The organism is Streptomyces sp. NPDC039480 (assembly GCF_055597165.1).
The window spans coordinates 758680-777675 of record NZ_JBVITX010000001.1; the positions used below are offsets into that span (position 1 = coordinate 758680).

At 69.5% G+C, this 18996-nt stretch carries 15 protein-coding genes and 2 pseudogenes; 8 read left to right on the forward strand and 9 right to left on the reverse strand.

Annotated features, from left to right (window positions below; translation table 11 throughout):
* Positions 1-213: 213 nt before the first annotated feature.
* Positions 214-1020 (reverse strand): integrase core domain-containing protein, encoded by an 807-nt coding sequence (locus ACZ56E_RS02870; RefSeq protein ID WP_471210261.1) that lies wholly within the window; start codon positions 1018-1020, stop codon positions 214-216.
* On the opposite strand from ACZ56E_RS02870, the gene ACZ56E_RS02875 reads away from it, so the two are divergent.
* The 3 genes from ACZ56E_RS02875 (at position 902) to ACZ56E_RS02885 (ending at position 4255) form a co-directional block, all read left to right on the forward strand.
* On the forward strand, positions 902-2083 hold the full coding sequence (locus ACZ56E_RS02875; protein ID WP_471210264.1) for a sensor histidine kinase: 1182 nt from the start codon (positions 902-904) through the stop codon (positions 2081-2083). The two genes, ACZ56E_RS02870 and ACZ56E_RS02875, sit on opposite strands and share 119 nt — an antisense overlap.
* The gene (locus ACZ56E_RS02880) at positions 2070-2741 is read left to right on the forward strand and encodes a response regulator (RefSeq protein WP_471210267.1); all 672 of its coding nucleotides are present in this window, start codon (positions 2070-2072) and stop codon (positions 2739-2741) included. Before ACZ56E_RS02875 ends, ACZ56E_RS02880 begins: the two co-directional genes overlap by 14 nt.
* 263 nt (positions 2742-3004) lie before the next feature.
* Positions 3005-4255, forward strand: a complete 1251-nt coding sequence (locus tag ACZ56E_RS02885) for a serine hydrolase domain-containing protein (protein WP_471211514.1) — start codon at positions 3005-3007, stop codon at positions 4253-4255.
* Between the two features lie 160 nt (positions 4256-4415).
* Here ACZ56E_RS02885 and ACZ56E_RS02890 read toward each other — a convergent pair whose 3' ends face one another.
* The gene (locus tag ACZ56E_RS02890) at positions 4416-5285 is read right to left on the reverse strand and encodes a TetR/AcrR family transcriptional regulator (RefSeq protein WP_471210269.1); all 870 of its coding nucleotides are present in this window, start codon (positions 5283-5285) and stop codon (positions 4416-4418) included.
* On the opposite strand from ACZ56E_RS02890, the gene ACZ56E_RS02895 reads away from it, so the two are divergent.
* Complete coding sequence (locus tag ACZ56E_RS02895; protein WP_471211580.1) at positions 5199-5381, forward strand: hypothetical protein; 183 nt, start codon at positions 5199-5201, stop codon at positions 5379-5381. The genes ACZ56E_RS02890 and ACZ56E_RS02895 overlap by 87 nt on opposite strands.
* A 356-nt stretch (positions 5382-5737) precedes the next feature.
* On the opposite strand, the gene ACZ56E_RS02900 is transcribed toward ACZ56E_RS02895, so the two are convergent.
* The 3 genes and pseudogenes from ACZ56E_RS02900 to ACZ56E_RS02910 all read right to left on the reverse strand — a co-directional run bounded on the left by ACZ56E_RS02900 (position 5738) and on the right by ACZ56E_RS02910 (position 8955).
* Entirely contained in the window at positions 5738-6334 is a 597-nt protein-coding gene (locus ACZ56E_RS02900; RefSeq protein ID WP_471210271.1) for a class I SAM-dependent methyltransferase, read from the reverse strand.
* A gap of 47 nt (positions 6335-6381) precedes the next feature.
* Positions 6382-7875: pseudogene (locus ACZ56E_RS02905) on the reverse strand (MFS transporter).
* Positions 7876-7923: 48 nt separating this feature from the next.
* Positions 7924-8955, reverse strand: coding sequence for an NAD(P)/FAD-dependent oxidoreductase (locus ACZ56E_RS02910; RefSeq protein ID WP_471211517.1), 1032 nt, complete (start codon positions 8953-8955; stop codon positions 7924-7926).
* A 90-nt stretch (positions 8956-9045) separates the two neighbouring features.
* Between ACZ56E_RS02910 and ACZ56E_RS02915 the strand changes: the two genes are divergently transcribed.
* Entirely contained in the window at positions 9046-9648 is a 603-nt protein-coding gene (locus ACZ56E_RS02915; protein ID WP_471210274.1) for a helix-turn-helix domain-containing protein, read from the forward strand.
* Between the two features lie 84 nt (positions 9649-9732).
* On the opposite strand, the gene ACZ56E_RS02920 is transcribed toward ACZ56E_RS02915, so the two are convergent.
* Positions 9733-10578 (reverse strand): transposase, encoded by an 846-nt coding sequence (locus ACZ56E_RS02920; RefSeq protein ID WP_471210276.1) that lies wholly within the window; start codon positions 10576-10578, stop codon positions 9733-9735.
* 734 nt (positions 10579-11312) lie between these two features.
* On the opposite strand from ACZ56E_RS02920, the gene ACZ56E_RS02925 reads away from it, so the two are divergent.
* Positions 11313-11498 (forward strand): hypothetical protein, encoded by a 186-nt coding sequence (locus tag ACZ56E_RS02925; protein WP_471210279.1) that lies wholly within the window; start codon positions 11313-11315, stop codon positions 11496-11498.
* 244 nt (positions 11499-11742) lie between these two features.
* Positions 11743-11907 (forward strand): annotated as a pseudogene (locus ACZ56E_RS02930) (pirin family protein); the annotation flags it as partial.
* 57 nt (positions 11908-11964) lie between these two features.
* Here ACZ56E_RS02930 and ACZ56E_RS02935 read toward each other — a convergent pair.
* The 3 genes from ACZ56E_RS02935 to ACZ56E_RS02945 form a co-directional block, all read right to left on the reverse strand.
* On the reverse strand, positions 11965-12711 hold the full coding sequence (locus ACZ56E_RS02935) for a bestrophin-like domain (protein ID WP_471210282.1): 747 nt from the start codon (positions 12709-12711) through the stop codon (positions 11965-11967).
* Positions 12712-12756: 45 nt separating this feature from the next.
* Positions 12757-12912 carry a hypothetical protein gene (locus ACZ56E_RS02940; RefSeq protein ID WP_471210285.1) on the reverse strand — a complete coding sequence of 52 codons (156 nt, stop codon included), beginning with the start codon at positions 12910-12912 and terminating at the stop codon, positions 12757-12759.
* A gap of 1420 nt (positions 12913-14332) precedes the next feature.
* Positions 14333-16675 carry an Orn/Lys/Arg family decarboxylase gene (locus ACZ56E_RS02945; RefSeq protein ID WP_471210288.1) on the reverse strand — a complete coding sequence of 781 codons (2343 nt, stop codon included), beginning with the start codon at positions 16673-16675 and terminating at the stop codon, positions 14333-14335.
* Positions 16676-17057: 382 nt separating this feature from the next.
* Here ACZ56E_RS02945 and ACZ56E_RS02950 point away from each other — a divergent pair, with 382 nt between their 5' ends.
* The gene (locus ACZ56E_RS02950) at positions 17058-18953 is read left to right on the forward strand and encodes a CASTOR/POLLUX-related putative ion channel (protein ID WP_471210291.1); all 1896 of its coding nucleotides are present in this window, start codon (positions 17058-17060) and stop codon (positions 18951-18953) included.
* The last annotated feature ends 43 nt before the right edge of the window (positions 18954-18996 follow it).

Consider the following 18996-nt stretch of genomic DNA (forward strand, 5'->3'; position numbering starts at 1 on the left):
GGGACAGCGTGGGTTGCAACGTCTCAGGCCCCCGGGCACGCCGGACTTGCGCATGGTGTTGGCCCTCCAGGTCGGCCGAGGAACGTGAACCACTTCCGACGGCACAGGCACCGGCCACTTTGGGGGTACCAGCAGGGGAAGGATTCGTACCAAGGCCGAAGCCCAGCGGTGCCGTCCGTGAGACCTGAACCGCGTCGGGGATCGGCGCAGGCTCTATGCGTTGACTCCAGCAGCCGGTCGGGGCTGCTGTTGAGCGTAGTAGTTGCTCTCGTGCTCGTGAGGCGGGATGTCCCCGGTCGCTGTGTGAAGACGCTGGTTGTTGAACCAGTCGACCCATTCCGCGGTGCCGAGTTCGACGTCGGCCAGGCCGTGCCAGACCGTGCGGGGCTTGAGCAGCTCCGTCTTGTGAAGGCCGGGCGGGGGACTCCATGAGCGCGTTGTCCAGGGCGTCACCGACGGTGCCGATCGAGGCGTCGATGCTGGCCTCGAGCAAGTGGGCGGTGAACGCGACAGACATCGCGCGAACCTGCTCGGACGTAGCGTCGCGGCAGCAGTCGAACCCTCCGCCCCCGTGGACGAGGAGACGGTCCGGACGACCGCTGGCGAGGTTGCAGACCTGCTGACCGCGGCCGGACCGGCGCTCACCTCCAATCCTTCGTGAGACGGGTCGAGCCGCCGAGAGCGAGTACGGAAGAGAACTATCCGCGTTCTCGCCGTCCACCTTCTCACCCCCGAGCAAGAGGGACGTGATCGCTGGCCGGCACCAGCCAGGCCCTCAGCCGCGCCACGCAGCCCTGCGCCACGGGCATGGAGCACCGGTGGTGCCGCACCGGGGCGCGAGTGGCTCTTTGGAGTGATGAAGGCCGGAGTGTGAGGTCGTAATGTCGGAGGGATGAGAGTGATGGACGGCAAGTGGCCCGGTTGGGGCGCCGATGCCGGGTTGGTCGTGCTGACGCTTCTGCCGCCGCTGCTGTCGCAGCCGTACGTGGACACCTCCGGGGCTGCTTGGGCGTCGCTCATGGTGTACGAGGCGGTGGGCGTGGTGGTCCTGCTGTTGCGGCGGCGACTGCCGGCCACCACCTTCGTCGTGGGGTTCGGGGGCCTGCTGGCGGCGCTGGTGGGGAGCGCGGGCGAAGGGGCCAAACTGTCGCCACTAGTCTTTCTGCCGCTGGCGGTGCTGCTCTACAACCTGGGCAACTGCTGCGCGGGCTGGAGGCGGACCGTGTCGGCGGTCCTGGGCGTGATCGCGCTGAGCGTGGCCGGTCTGTGGCTGAACCGGTTGACGACCGACTCCGGTGACTTCCAGGGCGGTCTGGACGTCCTCGCCGCGCTGGCCCCCATGCCGCTGGCGTGGGCGATGGGATTCGCCGCGCGGACCCGGCAGGCGCTGCTGGCCGCGGCGGAGCGGCGGGCGGCCGACGCGCGCCGGGCACAGGTTTTGGAGGCGGCGCAGGCCACACAACGCGAGCGGACACGGATCGCTGGCGAGATGCACGATGTGGTCGCGCACTCCCTGACCCTGCTCGTCGTGCACGCGGAGACCCTGCGGGCCCGCGGTGGTGAACTGCCCGGCTGGGCCCGTGACCAGGTCGACGGGCTGGCGGCGGCGGGCCGGCAGAGCAGCGGTGAGCTGCGTGACCTGCTGCGGATGCTGCGCGATCCCGCGGACGCGGTCCCGCTCCAGCCCGTACCGGGCCTCGGTGAGCTGGAGACCTTGCTGGAGAGTCACCGTGCCGCGGGAGGAACGGTCGAGCTGACGATGGGCAGCGCGTTGGAGTCCGTGCCGGGGCCTGTGCAGGTGGCGGGGTACCGCGTCGTGCAGGAAGCACTGGTCAACGCTCGTCGTCACGCGCCCGGAGCACCGGTCCGGGTGAGTGTCGACGGCTCCGCGGGAGAGCTGCGGTGCGAGGTCGTGAACGGCCGCGCGACGTGGCACGGCGCGGCCGGCGCGGGCATCGGGCTCGGTCTGGTCAGCATGGAGGAACGGGTGGGCGCGCTGGGCGGCAATCTCACCGTGGGCTCGACCAGTGACGGTGGCTTTCGCGTCGTCGCCACGATGCCGTTGGAGCGTGCGGGTGTCTGAGCAGATCAGCGTCCTCGTCGTGGACGACGAGCCGATCATCCGCGCCGGGCTGAGCGCGATCCTGGACACCCAGGCGGACATCACCGTGGCGGGCACCGCGGACGACGGTGAGCAAGCCGTCGAGGCGTGCGCGCGGCTGCGGCCGGACGTGCTGCTGATGGACATCCGGATGCCGCGCCGCAACGGCCTGTGGGCACTGGCCGAACTGGGCCGCCGGGAACTGCTCGGGCCGGGGCGCAGCCGGGTACTGATGCTGACGACGTTCGACCTCGACGAATACGTCGACGACGCGCTGGCCGCCGGGGCCTCAGGCTTCCTGCTGAAGAACAGTTCGTACGAGGAGCTGACCGGAGCCGTCCGCGCCGCGGCGGCCGGGCACAGCGCGCTGAGCCCTGCGGTGACCCAGCGGATCATCGAAGGCCATCTCAGCGGCCGACGACGGCCCAGCGACCAGGAGCTGTCCCGGCTGAGGGACCTCACCGGGCGGGAGGTCGACGTGCTGCGTCTGATCCGGGACGGGCTGAGCAACGCCGAGATCGCCGACCGGCTCGTCGTCAGCCTGCACACGGTCAAGACGCACGTCAGCCGCGTGCTCACGAAGACCGGCTGCCAGAGCAGAGCGCAGGCGGCGGTGCTGGCCAGAAACACCCTGTCCTGAGCACCCGGGCCGACGGGGCTACGTACCCCGCGAGGTCATTCCTTGGAGTGACCCCAAGCCGGTGGGAAGCCCGCCATCGAGCGATGTACCCGGTGCGCGCCACTGACTGAATGGTTGTTGTGCGCGGGACCACCGGAAGGCCGCTCGACGGCTGTATGCCAGGTTCCTCGACGCACGCGTCAACTGTCACGCGCCGAAGGGAACTTGCCATGTCCGTACAGACGCTGTTTCGCCGTCACCGGATCCGCCGGGGGGCGCTGACCATGGCGTTGGCGACCTGCATGGGCGCGGCGCTCGTGAGCTGCTCGGACGAGGGGCCGGACGGGGCCGGGGCGGCGGCCGGGCGGAGCGCGGCGAGCCCGTCGGCCGACGCGCCACTGGCCGGCCTCGCTCAGAAGGCGGCGGACTCCGGCTCCCTGGGCGTCATCGTCCGGGTCGACTCCGGCGACGGGAAGCCCGTCGAGATCGCCCGGCAGGCCGCCTGGACGAAGGGCGACCACCGCATCGCCGCCGACGACCGGTTCCGGGTCGGCTCCAACACCAAGACGGTCACCGCGACCCTCGTCCTGCAACAGGTCGCCGAGAAGAAGATCAGCCTCGACGACACGGTGGAGAAGTGGCTGCCCGGCCTCGTCAAGGGCGGCGAGGACATCACCGTCCGGATGCTGCTCAACCACACCAGCGGCCTGGGCGACTTCCTACTGACCCCGGAGTTCCTGCCCTCCCTCACCGGCCAGGAGGAGCGCACCTGGACACCCGAGGAGCTGCTCGCCATCACGCCCGAGCAGAACCCGCCGGCCGATCCCGGCGAGACGAACTCCTACAGCAACGCCAACTACGAGGCACTCGGACTCATCCTGGAGAAGGCCACCGGCACCGGCCTGGCCGAGCTGATCGAGAAAAAGATAACCGGGCCACTCGGCATGAAGGACTCGTTCCTGGCCACGAACGCCGACTGGGACACCGCTGGGACCACCGGGAAGCGGCACGTGACCGGCTACGAACCGGACGCCGAGCGCCTGAAGGCCGTCCTCTCCGGGACCGTGGACCTGCCCGAAGGCGTCGGATTCACCGGTCCCGAACGCCCCGAGGACAACATCGACACCTCTGCCATCGACCCGAGCTGGTCCTGGGCGGCAGGCGGCATGGTCAGCACCGCACAGGAGTGGCAGCGCTTCCTGACCGCGCTCATGTCCGGCGAGCTGCTGCCCGAGGCACAGATGAAGCAGATGCGCACCACAGTCGACGCTCCTGAGGAGGGCGGCGGCTACGGACTCGGCCTGATGCGGGTGGACACCTCCTGCGGCACCGTCTGGGGGCACACCGGCGGCCTGCCCGGCTACTCCAGCGAGGTCTACACCGACGCGGCGGGCAAGCGCAGCGTCGCTGTTCTGACCAGCACGAACTTCGGCATCAAGGACAAAGCCGCCGCGACTGCGAACAAGGCCCTCGTCGACGCGGCCGCCTGCCAGATGCTCGGTGAGCCGCATCCGTCGGACAGCCCGACCGGATGACAGCCGCGGACACCGGCCGGCACGCCTCCGCCGATGACCGTTCCACTGACGACCGGTACGCGACGGCTGCCGTCACGTACCTTCCCCTGCCGACCCGACCGCGCTCGTGGCCGAGGCCTGGACGCACTTTTCGCGAACGCTGGGACCGTGCTGGAGCAGGTCACCGAGGAGGGCCTCGCCCGAGTCCATGGACGGAGGTGCGGAGATCTTGGACTACCAGCGACCGGCATGCGCTGCATCGAGATCGACGAGTCTGGCTATCGCTCGCAGCGTCTACAGTACCGGGCACAGCGTGCGTGAAATGGGCCTTTTTGGTGTCGGCAATCGAACGGCCCCTGGCCAACGTGTTCGGGGCCGAGCTGTATCCCACGCTGCTCGGGAATGCGGCGGCACTGCTGCATTCCGTTGCCCGGAACCATGCGCTGACGACGGGAACAAGCGCACCGCTTGGCTCGCCATGCGCGTTTTCCTGCGCTTCAACGGCGTCGACGCCAAGGCTGTCCCGCCCGCCCGTCTGCGTGGCCGGCTGGCGGGTTCCTCGTGCGCGGCGAAGTGTCCGCCGCGGGGCATGTGGGTGTAGCGCGTGAGGTGGTAGGTGCGCTCGGCCCAGCTTCGTGGCGGTCGGGCGAGATCCGCGGGGAACAGAGCGAGGGCGGTGAGGACGTCCACTCGCCGTGCACGCCGGGTCAGTTCGTGCGCGTACTCGTAATACGGCCGGAAGGACGTGGAGATCGTGCCGGTGAACCAGTAGAGGGATGAGGTGCAGTTCGAAGCCGAGCACCGCGCTGCGGTGCCGGGACGGCCCTCCCCGTACCTGCTCCACCAGGACATCGACCAGGGCCTCGCGCGAGGCCACGCCGGTGAAGAGCGCCTCGTACTCGGCGCTCCGCTGCTCGACGTACCGGGCGAACGCCCACGTGCATAGTTCGGTCAGGCTTGCGAAGTGATACGTGACGGAGCCCAGCGGCACGTCCGCCCGAGCGGCGACCTTGCGGTGCGTGATCCCGCCGACCCCGTCGTCCACGAGCACGTCCAGTGCGGCGTCGAGTATGCGCTCCCTGCGCCGCGGATCGTGGCGGCGGTGAAGCCACCGTCCGCCGCGAGCACCAGGACATCACCCCTCTGAGCTGAGGTTTCTTGCAAGGCCGTCTACGTTGACATGCTCTCGCGGATATTGGTCAGTCTGTCCGTGATCTTTCCTTTCTGCCCCGGCGAACTGCTGTCCTGTGACATCGATGCTGGATCATTTGCCATCGAACCCGGACTGCCCGGCAGCGCGGCGCGAGGGTCTTCTGCACTACGTCCAGCACGGTTCCATGCTGCACTGTTCAATGGGGCGCCTACAGACGTGCGTTGCGCTCCGCGTTTGGCCGGTGGACGTCATGTGCCAGCTGAGGCGTCCGTGCAGGCCGGCTTCGCGTTCGACTCGCCATCGACGGGTCGTCTCGTGGGCGTACGGGAGATGCCCATTTCGGCGGCGGCCTACGACGGGCGCACGGCTCGCAGGACGGTGTCGTGGGTGTGGTGTGTGCCGGCCGGGGCGGGGCCGGTGCGCGGGCGGGCCTCGTTGACCAGGACGTTCCAGGTGGGGGCAAGGAGTGGGGCGATGTCGTCGGGCTGGTAGTAGTCGGCGGAATCGAAGTCGCCGGACGGGGTGAGGCCGGTGCGGGCGTGGGTGGTGAAGAGCAGGGTGCCGCCGGGGGCGACCGCGTCGAGCAGGCGGTACAGCGTGGGGTGGCCGGGCTGACGGCGGAGCGGGAAGTAGTGCAGGGACACCAGGTCGAAGCTACGCGCCGGGGGCGGTGTGACGGTGAGGTCGGCCCGCGCCCAGGCCACCCGGGCTTGGAGGTCGGTGGCGGCGGCTGCGGCGCGTCGTAGGGCGGTGGCAGAGATGTCGACGGCGGTGACCTGCCAGCCTCGCCGGGCCAGCCAGAGTGCGTCGGCCCCTTCGCCGCAGCCGACATCGAGCGCCTGGCCCGGTGTCAGGGCGGCGATCTCGCTGACGAGTACGGGGTTGGGTTCGCCGCTGAACACGTGATCTCGACTGCGGTACATGTCGTCCCAGTGCTGGGCGTCCATGGGCTCGGGCCTCCTCGGTCTCTCGATTGGTCGGTGTGCCGGCGGGCTCAGAACACTGCCGGAGCTGTGATGTCGTCGCCCTGCGGCTCGGGCTGCCTACCGGGCCGGACGAGGAGTCCGCAGGTGAGAGCGCCGAGGACGAACACCGCGATGGTCACCCAGAAGGCGACGCTGTTGCCGTGCACGGACGCCTGCGCGGCGGCGTCGGGGGCCTTGGGGTGGGTGGTGAGGTAACTGGTAGTGGCGCTGACCGCGATGGTGTTGAGCAGGGCGGTGCCGATGGCCGCTCCGATCTGCTGTCCGGCGTTGACCAGTGCGGAGGCGGCGCCTGCGTCGGCGGCATCGACCCGGTCGGTGGCGAGGTTCATCGCCGGTCCGAAGATCAGGCCGAAGCCGGAGCCGGTGATCAGCAGGCCCGGCAGAATACCGGCGGCGTATCCGCTGTGCACGCTCAGCCCGGTGAACAGGGCGGTGCCCACGGCGGTGAGCAGAAAGCCGCCGATGACGATGGGGCGCGGGCCGGTGCGGGGCAGCAGGACGCCTCCGGTCACGATGGCCATCACCACCATGGAGATGACCATGGGCAGGAACGCGACGCCAGTCATCAGCGCGGAGAAGCCGAGCACCTCCTGCAAGTGGTAGGCGAGGAAGAGGAAGACGCCGAACATGCCGATACCGGCGAACGCGACCATGAGGTACGCGGCCCCGCGGTTGCGGTCGCGTACGACCCGCATCGGCAGCAAGGGCTGGGAGACCCGGGTCTGGATGAGGACGAACACTCCCAGGAGCAGTACGCCCGCAGCGAGGGAACCCAGCGTCACCGGGCTGGTCCACCCGTCGCGCTCCGCCGTCGAGCAGCCGTAGACCAGGGCGAGGACACCGAGCACGGAGGTGATCGCGCCGGGCAGGTCCATGCGCGGGCGCGACGAGACCGGGGCCTGTACGGGGATCAGGGCCGCTGCCGCCGCGAGGATCACCGCGCCGGCCACGACGTTGACCAGCAGGCACCAGCGCCAGTCCAGGTACTGGGTCAGTGCCCCGCCCAGGAGCAGGCCGATCGCGGCGCCGCTGCTGGAGACCGCGCCGAAGACGCCGAACGCCCTACCGCGGGTGGACCGGTCGGTGAAGGTGGTGGCCATGAGCGACAGGGTCGCCGGGGCCTACAGGGCCCCGAAGAAGCCCTGTAGGCCCCGCGCGGTGACCAGCATGCCGAAGCCGTTCGCGAGGCCGCCCAGTACGGAGGCGAGGACAAAGCCGGACGTGGCCGTCAGCAGCATGCGCTTGCGGCCGAGCATGTCGCTCAACCGGCCTCCGGCCAGGAGTGTGCCGCCGAAGACGAGGGCGTAGGCGGTGACGATCCACTGCCGGTCCGCGCTGCTGAAGCCCAGGTCCGCCTGTACGGAGGGGAGGGCGACGTTCATGACGGTGGAGTCGAGCACCAGCAGCAGCTGGGTCAGGCTCAGTACGGTGAGGATCCACCAGTGACGGGATCCGGAGGGGCTCGTGCTTTCAGCACTCATGGTGGCTGTTGGTTGGCTCATGACGATCCTGCCTGAAAAGTGGTCATCGATGTCGGTATCGGCTGTGGGTCACAGGCCATGGCGCCGGTCACCCATGACCTGTTCGCAGACGCGGGCCTCGGACGCGGGTGAGAAGGGAGCGCGGTGGGCCCGGACCGCGTGGCTGGTGTCCTCGGCGATGAGGTCGCCGTTGATCGCTCCGGCGGCCGTGGAGCCGGATGCGGCCGAGGCGAGAACGTTGGCGTTCGGGTCGGTGAGGTTGCCCGCGACCCACACACCGGGAACCGCGGTGAGGCCGGTCATGTCCGCGGCGATGTAGGCGCCGAGCCCGCTGGGGTGTGCCGTCGGGACGAGCCCGAGCCCGGTCAGGAAAGCCGCCCGGGGGTACGGCTGGGGCGCGACGGCCAAGGCCCGTAGCGGGATCCGCGTGCCGGACGCCAGGCGGACCCCGGTCAGCTGGTCCTCGGCGACCTCCAGGCCGGTGACCTCGCCGTCCACCACCGTGATCCGGCGGGCAGCCAGCTGCTCCGCCTCCTCTTCCGTGGGACGGGGGGCGGTGTGCAGCAGCAGAGTCAGCCGGTCGGTCCACTGCCGGAACAGCAGGGCCTGCTTCACCCCCAGCGGGCCGGTGGCCAGAACGCCGATCGGCTGGTCACGGATCTCCCACCCGTGGCAGTACGGGCAGTGCACCACATCGCGCCCCCACCGCGGGGCGAGCCCCGGCACGTCAGGCAGCTCGTCGACGACTCCGGCGGTGGCCAGCAGCCGCCGCGCCCGCACCGAGCGGCCGGTGTCGAGCTCGATCGCGAACCCGTCGCCGTCACGCACCACGCTCACCGCCTGCCCCGCCTGAACGGTGCCGCCGTAGCCCTCCACCTCGCGCCGTCCCGCCTGCAACAGGTCACCGGGCGCCATCCCGTCACGGGACAGGAAGCCGTGCATGTGCGCCGCGGGCGCGTTGCGGGGCCGGCCTTCGTCGATCACCAGTACCGACCTGCGGGCGCGCCCGAGCATGAGCGCCGCGCTCAAGCCTGCCGGGCCTGCGCCGACCACCACGACGTCGTACCGGCTCGCGCTGTTGACCTGGGTGTTTCGGGTCATCATGACCACCTCCGATCGTCACGGTGCACCCGCTTCGACGATCAGGCAAAGCTCTTTGCGGAAAGTGAAAAGTGCGGGCAGGGTGGACGTATGAGCGACGACTTCGAGGCAGTGCTGGCTGCCGTCGGCCCCCGGCTGCGCGAGCTGCGCCGCCGCCGCGGTGCCACCCTGACCGCCCTGTCGGAGACCACCGGCATCCCGATCAGCATCCTGTCCCGGCTCGAATCCGGGCAGCGCAAACCGGGCCTGGAACTCTTACTGCCGCTGGCCCGGGCCTACCGGATGCCGGTCGAGGAGCTGATCGGAGCCCCCACCGACCTGGATCCCCGGGTGTATCCGCAGCCCTTCACCCGGAACGGTATGACCGTCGTCCCGCTCTCCCGCACCCCCGGCGGACTTCAGGCGTTCAAGCACATCCTGCCCGCCGGCCTGAGCGACGGTCGCGAACCCGAGCCCCGCTCCCACGAGGGCTACCACTGGCTTTATGTCCTGCGAGGCCGCCTACGCGTCGTTCTCGGCGACAACGACTTCATCCTCACCGAGGGCGAGGTCGCCGAATTCGACACCCACCTCCCGCACTGGTTCGGCAACGCCGACGAACATCCCGTGGAGTTCCTCAGCATCCTCGGTCCACAAGGCGAACGCGTCCACATCAAGGCCAGCTACCGCCCCGACGAAACCCGTCCACGCTGAACCGGCCTACCGGCACGAACACGGAGCGTGGGACGTCTTCCACCCCGTCACCTCGCCCGCCCATGCGAGCTAGTGCTGGGTTCCTCAAACGGTATACACATATCGGCGTCGTAGTAGGCGAGTTGCTGGTGCGGGTCTGCCCCAGATCCAGGGGCTGGCGTGGTCGTTGAGCTGGCCGGTCGCCAGGTTGGTGGCGTATTCGATGTCGTCGCGGTTGGTGAATGACTGGCCAGCGAGCGCGGCTTTGCGGAAGATGCGCCACCAGCCTTCCTGCAGGTTGAGCCAGCACGCGCCCACCGGGATGAAGGCATGGTGAATGCGGGGATGGTCCTCGAGCCAGGTCCGGGTAGACACGCTGTTGTGACTGGACAGATTGTCGGTGACGACCCAGATCTCCCCGTCGGGGTTGGCGTCCTCGAGCAGCTGCAGGAACTGCTGGTAGAACACGCTGTTGCGGGAGGGTGCGGTCATCGTGACTGCCTGGCCATCGGCTGGCCGCAGACCGCCGTAGACCCAGGTCTTCTCCGGTCCGCGGCTGTAGTCGAGCTCCGCTTTGATCCGGTGCCCGACCGGCTCCCACCGCAGCCGCCCCGGCGGCACCGTCTTGACCAGGGCGATGACCCTGGAGCGTTCCTCCTCGGTGATGCGCCGTTTGCGGCCCTGCCCGCCCAGATCGTCCAGCCCTTGCAGGCCCGAGCGGTTGAAGCGGTGCAGCCAGCACCGGACCGTCTTTTGGCTGCAGCCCAACTCCACCGCGATCGCCGGCACCCTCAGCCCCGACCAGCTCAGCTCGATCATCCGGGCCCGCATCACTGCATCACGCGGAGCCTTCCGTGCCCGCGACAATCGGCGAGCGACGTCCCGTTCGTCCTTGTCGCGCCCCGGTCGTGCCCGTAAAACCATCGCCCAGCACCCGCCCCCGAGCACCATCAACTACCCCGCCAACAAGACATATACCCAACCAAAGAGGAACCCAGCATTAGCTGCCCGCTACCGAACTGCCGAACGTGCCGCTGAAGCCGCGAGGCGGGTGCGCTGAAGTAGGCGCCGAGTTGGTCGGGCGGCTGCATCCGGCGGTGCCAGGGTGGGCACAGCGGTTTGTGACCGTGGTCGGGCCGTCAGGGAGCGGAAAGCCGTCGTTGGTGTGCGGGCGGCTGCTGCCGGCGTGGCCTGGCGGGCGGGCGGGGGGGCTGGGTGGTCGCTCCACCGTTCTCGGCCGGTGAGGACCCGATCGGCACCTGCACCGCCAGCTGCCCCAACTAGCCGACGAACAGCCGACGTTGCTGGTGATCGATTAGCTGGAGGAGTTGCTCGCCCTGTCCGGCCGCGAGGAGCGGTAAGCGTTCCTCGCCGCGTTCGCCGAGCTGGTGCGTAACCTGCTCGTCGTCGGCGCGCTCGTCCGGGAAGCGCTGTACGAGGTCATCGAAATGCCGGCCTAGCAAGCCGGGCTGACCTTCACACCCGGCGTCGTGGCCCGCATGGTCGATGCATGTGGCGGAGGTGACGCGGTGCCGCTGCTTGCTTACACCGCTCCAAGAGCGGTACCTGTGTGCCGGTGGCTCCGGTAGAACGGTGACCGAGGAGGCATTCCGCGCCCTCGGTGGCGTCGCCGGGGTCTGTCCGAGCGGGCCGACCAGATCACCGGTGAGCTGGCGGGCGCATCCGTGAGCGGCACCCTGTTGCGGTTCGTCACCGTCGACCGCAACGAAGCCACCCGCCGCCGGGTCCGCCGTGGCGACCTCACCCCGCGGGAACAGGAGGTCGCTGACGCCTTTGTCACCGGACGCCTGCTTACCGGCGGCGACGGGGGCGTCCTGGACGTGGCCCCCGGGGTGGCGTCCAGAGCATGACGACCAACCGGTGGTGCTCGCAGGGGACGGCGCCTGGATATAGGGCGTGGCCTGGTCGACGACGGACGCAGGCTTGCGGCTGGCTGCAGGGACTCCACCGTGCGCGTCTGGTCCAGTGCCACCTGGGCCGAACTGGCCGCCGTCCCGTGCTACTGAAGAGTCATCAGGTGCCGATGCTGACGATTTGCTGACCACTTGCAGGAGGCTAGGCGCCTGACCTGCGTAAACGCCCGAGACGTATGAGATGTGGTGGAACTTCGTGGGCCGCAGCCATGAGGAGATCGAGCAGGCACGGGGTGACTGGATGACGGGCTCCCGCTTCGGCGAGGTGCAGGGCTACGAGGGCGCGCCACTGCCCGCCCCGGAACTGCCGCCGGTGACGCTGAAGCCGCGGGGTCGGGTGCGTTGACCTGGGGTTATGGCGGCCTGATCAGCGAACCCTCGCGACGCCCCGGCGGCGCATCGGCTACGCGCCGGGGAAGTACCGGTTGAAAGATGAGGAGTCGACCGCCATGAGGCCGGTGAAAGGCTGGTCCAACTGGTAGACGAGCAGAACAGTCAGGGTGATCAGGCCGGTGAGACCCATCACCATGACGACATGGGAGACGCTGCGCTGGATCCCGAACATGAACATGAAGGCGATGGTGAGCAGTCCGCCGCTCAGCAGGCCGAACCACAGGACCGGTGACAGGCCGTTACGTGCGTCAGCTTCCCGGCCCCGGCGCGCGTCCCCCAGGGCCCAGACCCGGTTGGCTACTTCTTGCACGGTGACCTGCTCCGTCGCCTTCGCGTCGGCGGGGGCCCGGTTCGCAGTGCGCACACTCTGCAGGAGACGCCAGCCCTCCTGCCCCGGAGGTTCTCCTGCCGCCATGGCCGGGAGCTCGGTGCGCACCGCGTGGTGTACGTACTGCGTCACGCTCTCGCGCAGGCGCACCGCGTCGGCCCCGGGCAGGCCCTCGGCGAGCTGGTAGATCTCGTGGGCCGCGTTCGCCTCGTTCTGGACGTGCTCCTCCGCGCTGGACCGGCCTTCCCAGACCGACACCAGCGACAGTCCCAGCAGCAACGCGTACAGGACGCCGACCATCATCGCGATGTACTCGGCCACGTCCTCCCGCGGCTCGGCGTCGTCGTTCGGCCAGTAGCGGTGACGCAGGAGCACGCTCGCGGCCGCGAGCATGGACACGCCCAGGACCAGCGCGATCGTTTCGGTCATGAGCGCTCCTTCTGCGTACGGCGCGGCTACCGGGGCGTCCGTGTGTCACTTCAGGCGCGAGCCGAGCAGGACTGCTGCCAGGACCGCCGGAAACACGATCAGGAACAGGAGGGTCACCAGGCCGGTCCCGGTGGGCCCGTGTCCTGGACGATAGAGGCGGTCCAGGAGCTCCACATCTTGGGCGGTTTGTTCGGGACGCACCGGTGTCACGCTGGAGGTATCGGGGTCCAGGAGAGGCGGCGGGACCACCGGCTGCAGCAGAGGTGGCCGGACCGCAGCGGTTGGAGGTCGCGCAAGGCCCGGTGGTGCGAACGGGGCCGTGCCCGGAGGTAGGGGGAAGAGACCCGGTGGCGCGAAAGGGGCCGCGCCCGGAGGTAGGGGGAAGAGACCCGGCGGCGCGAACGGGGCCGCACCTGGGGGAGCGGGGAAGAGGCCCGGGGGCGCGAGCGGCGGCCCCGGCGGCCCCGGTGGCGCGAGCGGCGGCGCTGGTGGCGCGAGGAAGAGACCCGGCGGGGTGCGTGGGATCCCCGGGGGCCCGACGTAGAGACGCGGTGGCGCGAGCCGGGCCTCCGGGGGAAAGGGGAGCGGGCCGGGTGCGGGCACCGCGGGGACAGGTCGCGCGCCAGGAGGAAGAGGAGCGGTCCGCTGCCCGGTCCGGGCTCTGGGCGGAGGGGGAGGCGGGGGCGGGGGCTGAGCAGCAGCGGCCCGCAGGGCGAACCGCACCGAGGAGTGTGCCGTGAGGCGCGGGGGAGGGACCAGCGCGCCGGTACGTCCCAGCGTCCGGGTGAGGTCGTTGGCCTCGGCGAAGCCCCTGCTCTCGTAGATGCCCGGCGCCGCATGAGCGATGGAACGGCATGAAGCGGAGCGCCCGGGAGCGATCTGTGGCACCACCGGGCGGCCGGCCCCGCAGTCGACGGCTTTCGCCTCCGGCAGCGCGTCACTGACGCGGACTTGGTGAACGGTGAGGTCTCCCCGATTCGTCACTGTGTAATGGATGACGCCCCGCTGCGGGGCCACCTCGACCGTCTGGGTGAGGGCCAGGACTCCTCCGACCCCTCGGTATCCCGCCCGTGCGCGGGCCCGGGACTCCGTGTTCATGGCACGGACAGCACCGACGGCGGTGACGTCCGTTGCCTGGACGCCCGGGTTGGCCCGCGTCTCGGCCGTGCACGTGGCCGAGCTGAGACCACGCAACATCGCCACCGTGCCCCGTCCCCCGCAGTTGACGGCCATGCCCCGAGGGAGGGCGGGGTCGGTCACCCGCACGTTCAACAGGTCGGCCCCCGTACGATTGATCAGGCGGTAGACCTTGTGAACGGGGTCACCGACCCGGATGCCGGGATGCAGTGCCCCGGTGCCCGGCCGGGAGTTGACGTTCACTTGCAGTGCCAGGCCGCCGTTCCCCGCGCCGTCGGCCTTCGCGCGTCCTCCACCGGGCACCGCGACAGCGCAGGCCAGAATCAGCAGTGCGGATACGTGCCAGGGCCACACCAACGCCTTCCTCCAGCGGATACGCATGCCGCCATGCTCGACGAGGACCGCATTTCACACGGAAAGGAACGCGCCTGCCGTCTCCGTGGCGGTGTGACAATCACTCTTGTGGCCTCGTGCCGGCCTCACCTCATCGGCGAACACACTCGATGAGGTAATTCCCGGTGAGTGGGTCGACGACGACCCCGTGCGTTTCGCTGCGGAAGCCGGGAAAGTGCCGGTCGAACGTTTCCAGAGCCGTCAGGTAGCGCATCAGGGGCCCTTCGGGAGGCCCCGTCTCCTCGCCCGGCATCAGGACGGGGATGCCGGGCGGCGTGACGGTGATCATGGCGGCGGCGACGCGGTCGGCCGCCTCGGCCAGGGGGATGCGCTCGGTGCCCCCGCGGATCAGTTGCCGGTAGCAGGTCTGTGGCGATTCGACGGGCCTGGGCAGGTTCTGGAAGGCGGCGTCGAGCAGTTCGACAAGGCGAGCCTGCCGCAGGTGGTCGTGCATCGACTGGCACAGTTCCGGCAGGCTCTGGCCGGCGTAGCGCTGGGGGTGAGCGGCGACGATATCGGGCAGCACCTGCTCAAGGGGGGCCTCCTCGTCGTAGAGCGCCTTGAAGTCCATCAGCGCGTCGAGGAGGGTCCCCCACTTGCCCTTGGTGATGCCCATGGAGAAGAGGATCAGCGTGGTGTAGCTGTCGGTCTTCTCCACCACGATGTTCCTGGTGGCCAGGTAGGAGGTGAGCACACGGGCGGGGATGCCCCGATCCGCGACCTGTCCCGTGGCGTCGATGCCGGGGCAGGTGAGGGTGACCTTGATCGGGTCGAGTTGGCAGTAGCCCGGGGTCAGGTCGGAGAAGCCGTGCCATGCGGCGCCGGGTTCCAGTTCCCAGCAGGAGGGGTCGGAGCGGAGCACCTCGGTGGGCGCGTCGGCGAAGGGGATGGTGTCCCCGCTGCTCGGGTCGGTCACCGTGGCGGGCTGCCAGACACCGAAGAACCAGGTGGGCCGGTCGCCTGCGGCTTCGATGCGTCGGCCGGTACGCACCACGGCCTGACGGAAACGGATCGCCTCGGTGACCGCTTCGTCGATCAGCCAGCGGCCCTGCGGGCCGTCCATCATCGCTCCGGCCACGTCCAAGGAGGCGATCATCGGGTACAGCGGCGAGGTAGTGCCGTGCATCATGAACGTTTCGTTGAACCGCTCGTGCGTCACGGGCGCCCGTGGGGATTCCCGCACGTGGACCATGGCACTCTGCGACAGGGCGGCGAGGAGCTTGTGCGTGGACTGGGTGGCGAAGACGGTGGGGCGCTCGGTGCCGGGGAAGGAACCGGAATCCACGGCCATGCCGTAGCGCCGCGCGTAGAGGGGGTGGAAGCGGGCGTACGCGAACCATGCCTCGTCGAAGTGGAGGCGTGGGGTGCTCGGGGCAAGCGCCTCGGCCACCTGGATGGTGTCGTAGCACAAACCGTCATAGGTGGAGTTGGTCAGCACCGCGTACTGGGCATGGGGCGAAACGGCGCGCTCCGTCAGTGGGTTGCGCGCGACCCGCTCGGCGACGGCACGGGCTTCGATCTCGACAGGGGGCAGCGGACCGGCCAGCCCGTAGCCATTGCGGGTGGGCACCAGGTACACCGGGTGGGCACCGGAGAGGATCAACCCGTGCAGCACCGACTTGTGACAGTTGCGGTCCACCAGGGCGATCTCGTCCTGGGTGACGCTGAAGTGCCCGACCATACGATCGCAGGTCGAGTCGCCGCCCAGAACGAAGTAGGTGCGCTCGGCACCGAAGATCCGCGCGGCATTGCGCTCGGCGTCGCCGATCGGGCCGGTGTGTTCGAACAGCGAGCCGAGTTCCCCGACCGAGATGGACAGGTCGCTCCGCAGCAGCCGCTCTCCGAAGTAGTCGTGGAAGGCCCGTCCGACCGGGGACTTGAGGAACGCGATGCCGCCGGAGTGGGCGGGAGTGTGCCAGGAGTACTCGTGCGCGTCGTCGAAACGGCGCAGCGCCCTGAAGAACGGGGGCAGCACTCCCTCCTGATAGTCGAGGGCGGTGCGAGCGATCCGTCCTGCGACGAAGGACGGAGTGTCCTCCAGCGGCCAGATGTAGCCGATCACGGTCTCCGCCACCCACAGCGGCAGTCCGTCGATGTCGTCCTCGGCCGTCACGAGGAAGACCGGCAGCTTCTGGAAGCGCCGGCCGATCAGGCGCAGTACCGCGCCGCCGCCCGGCGCGTCATCCGCGTCGTCGTCCGTGGGATGGGGATCGACCGGCCCGGCCTCACCGGTGGGCAGGTCCCAGGCCACCACCGCGGCGGCCAGGTTGGCCTGCGTCTGAAGCACCGCCCGGGCGTGCGGGCCGGTGGCCGCCCAGCGCACCTCGAACCCACTGGACTCCAACTCCTTTGCGATCCTGCGGAGTTGGTCGGCGGCGGCGCTTGCGCTCTGCGCGCCACCTGGTACAGCGAACAGAACGGTTCCGTTTGCCATCGTGCTCCTCAAAATGTCCGGCGTATCGCCTGCCTCGTGCAACCAGCACTCCATGGGGAGCCGAAGGAGGAACGGGCGGGCCTCGGGCAGCGACACCGAGGGCGAGCCGTCTTCACTCTGACGGGTCCGCCGACAGCCGGGCCAGCGCACTCCTGCCCCCACGGCTTCAACAAGTCGCCACGCGGTCGGTCTCTCGGTCGTCGCTGTGGGGCGGATGGATGAACGACATGGTCCGAGCGGGCGATCGTGCCCATGCCGAATGATCAAGCCTCGGGACGGGGCGCAAGCTGGGCTGAGCTCGGGTGGCGGAAGAGACGCGGGCCGGGGCCGAGGTCGAGGGGCGACGTTGCTTCAGCGGTTGCGGTACAGATTCGACAATGTCATGGCGCGCGGAACACCGGCACTCATCGGAGTGCTGGCCATTGCCTGCTGTGTACTCGTGTTGCTCAATGGGGCGCTGTTGTTGTTACTCGCTCCGAGGGGGGTGTCTTCGCAGGGTGGGGAGTCGTGGCTGTGGTCCGGTTTCCTGCGGGTCATCAGCCCGGCGGTGATTGCCAGGGACAGGGGTCCGGCTCCGTTCCTGGCCGTTGCGGCGCTGATGGCTTTCGGCGGGATCTTTCTGATGAGCACGCTTATCCCGGTGATCAGCGCGGGGCTCCAGAACCAGCTGGCCCGCCTGCGCCGCGGCCGTTCGGCCGTCGCCGAGAGCGGGCACACGGTCGTGCTGGGCTGGTCTCCCCATGTCTATACCGTGCTCTGCGAGTTGGTGGAGGCCAATCGCAGCCGGCGCCGTGCCTGTGTGGCCATCCTCGCGGAGAAGGACCGTCCGGAGATGGAAGCCGCGATCCGGGAGCGGGTGGGGGACACCGCCACCACCAGAGTCGTGTGCCGCAGCGGTGACCCCACCGACCCGGTCGACATCGCGATCGTCAATCCTTCGAGCGCACGCTCGATCATCGTGCTCCCGCCGGGGGGTGACGATCCTGACATCGCGGTCGTCAAATCACTGCTGGCCGTTGGGAGTAGCCAGGCTCCGCGGGAGCCGGAGCCGGAGCCGGAGCCGGAGCGGGAGCGGGGCGGGGACAGCGCCGCACCGGTGATCGTGGCCAGCGTCCAGGAGGCACAGAACCTGTCCGTGGCGCGCCTGGCCGGCGGTGCCACCTGTCATGTCATCAGCGCTCAGGGGTTCATCTCCCGGTTGATGGTGCAGATGAGCCTTCAGTGCGGGCTGTCCGCGGTCTATACCGGCCTGTTGGACTTCGAAGGCGATGAGATCTACATGCAGCCGCAGCCCGAACTGGTCGGACGGACCTTCGGTGAGACGCTGGCGGCCTACCGGACCTCGTGCGTGATCGGGTTGATGGACGCGTCCGGCCGCGTACGGCTCAACCCCCGCCACGGCACAGTGCTCCGCGCGCACGACCAGATCGTCGCCATCAGCGAGGACGACAGCACAGTGGTGCTGTCCGAAACGGTGCCCGTCGTCGACGAGACGGCGATCTCACCACCCGATGTCCCCGAGCGGCCGGGCCGCCGGGTACTGATGGTGGGCTGGAGTCGACACGCGCCTGACATCGTCCGCCAGCTTCAGACGCAGCTGCCTGCCGGGTCCCGGGTGGACGTGATCGCCGATACCGACCTCACCGGCGCCGAGAAAGTACTTACGGGCGCGGGCGACAGCGTCACGGAAGTGTCCTTCCGCCAGGCCGACACCACCCGTCGGGAGGTGCTGGAGTCCGCCGGCCTCGGCGCCTACGACCACGTCATGGTCGTCTGCCCGAACGAGCGGGACCCCCGCGGCTCCGATGCCCGCACCCTCACCACCTTGCTGAAGCTACGCGATCTGGCGGCCCGGCACTCCCACGATTTCTCCCTGGCCACGGAGATCGCCGACGACCGCAACCGCGCCCTGGCCCGGGCGGCGAAGGCGGACGACTTCATCGTGAGCAGCGAGCTGGTGAGCCTGTGCCTCGCCCAGCTCTCCGAGAACCCCCGACTGAGCCAGATCTTCGACGAGCTGTTCGGGCCGCGGGGCGTCCAGATCAGCCTGCGTCCCATGGCCGGCTATGTACGGACCGGGGCGGACACCGACTTCTTCACGGTGACCGCCGCGGCCGCCCGGTGCGGTGAGATCGCCATCGGCCACCGCATCCACGCCCGGGCCCAACTGCCTCCCGACTACGGGGTTCTGATCAACCCTGACAAGGCGGAACGCGTCAGCTACACCAAGGATGACCAGATCATCGTCCTGTCGCCCGGCACACACGACGAGTCCTGAGCGCCGGGAGGCGGTGCCGGGCAGGAGCCTGCCCGGAGTCAGG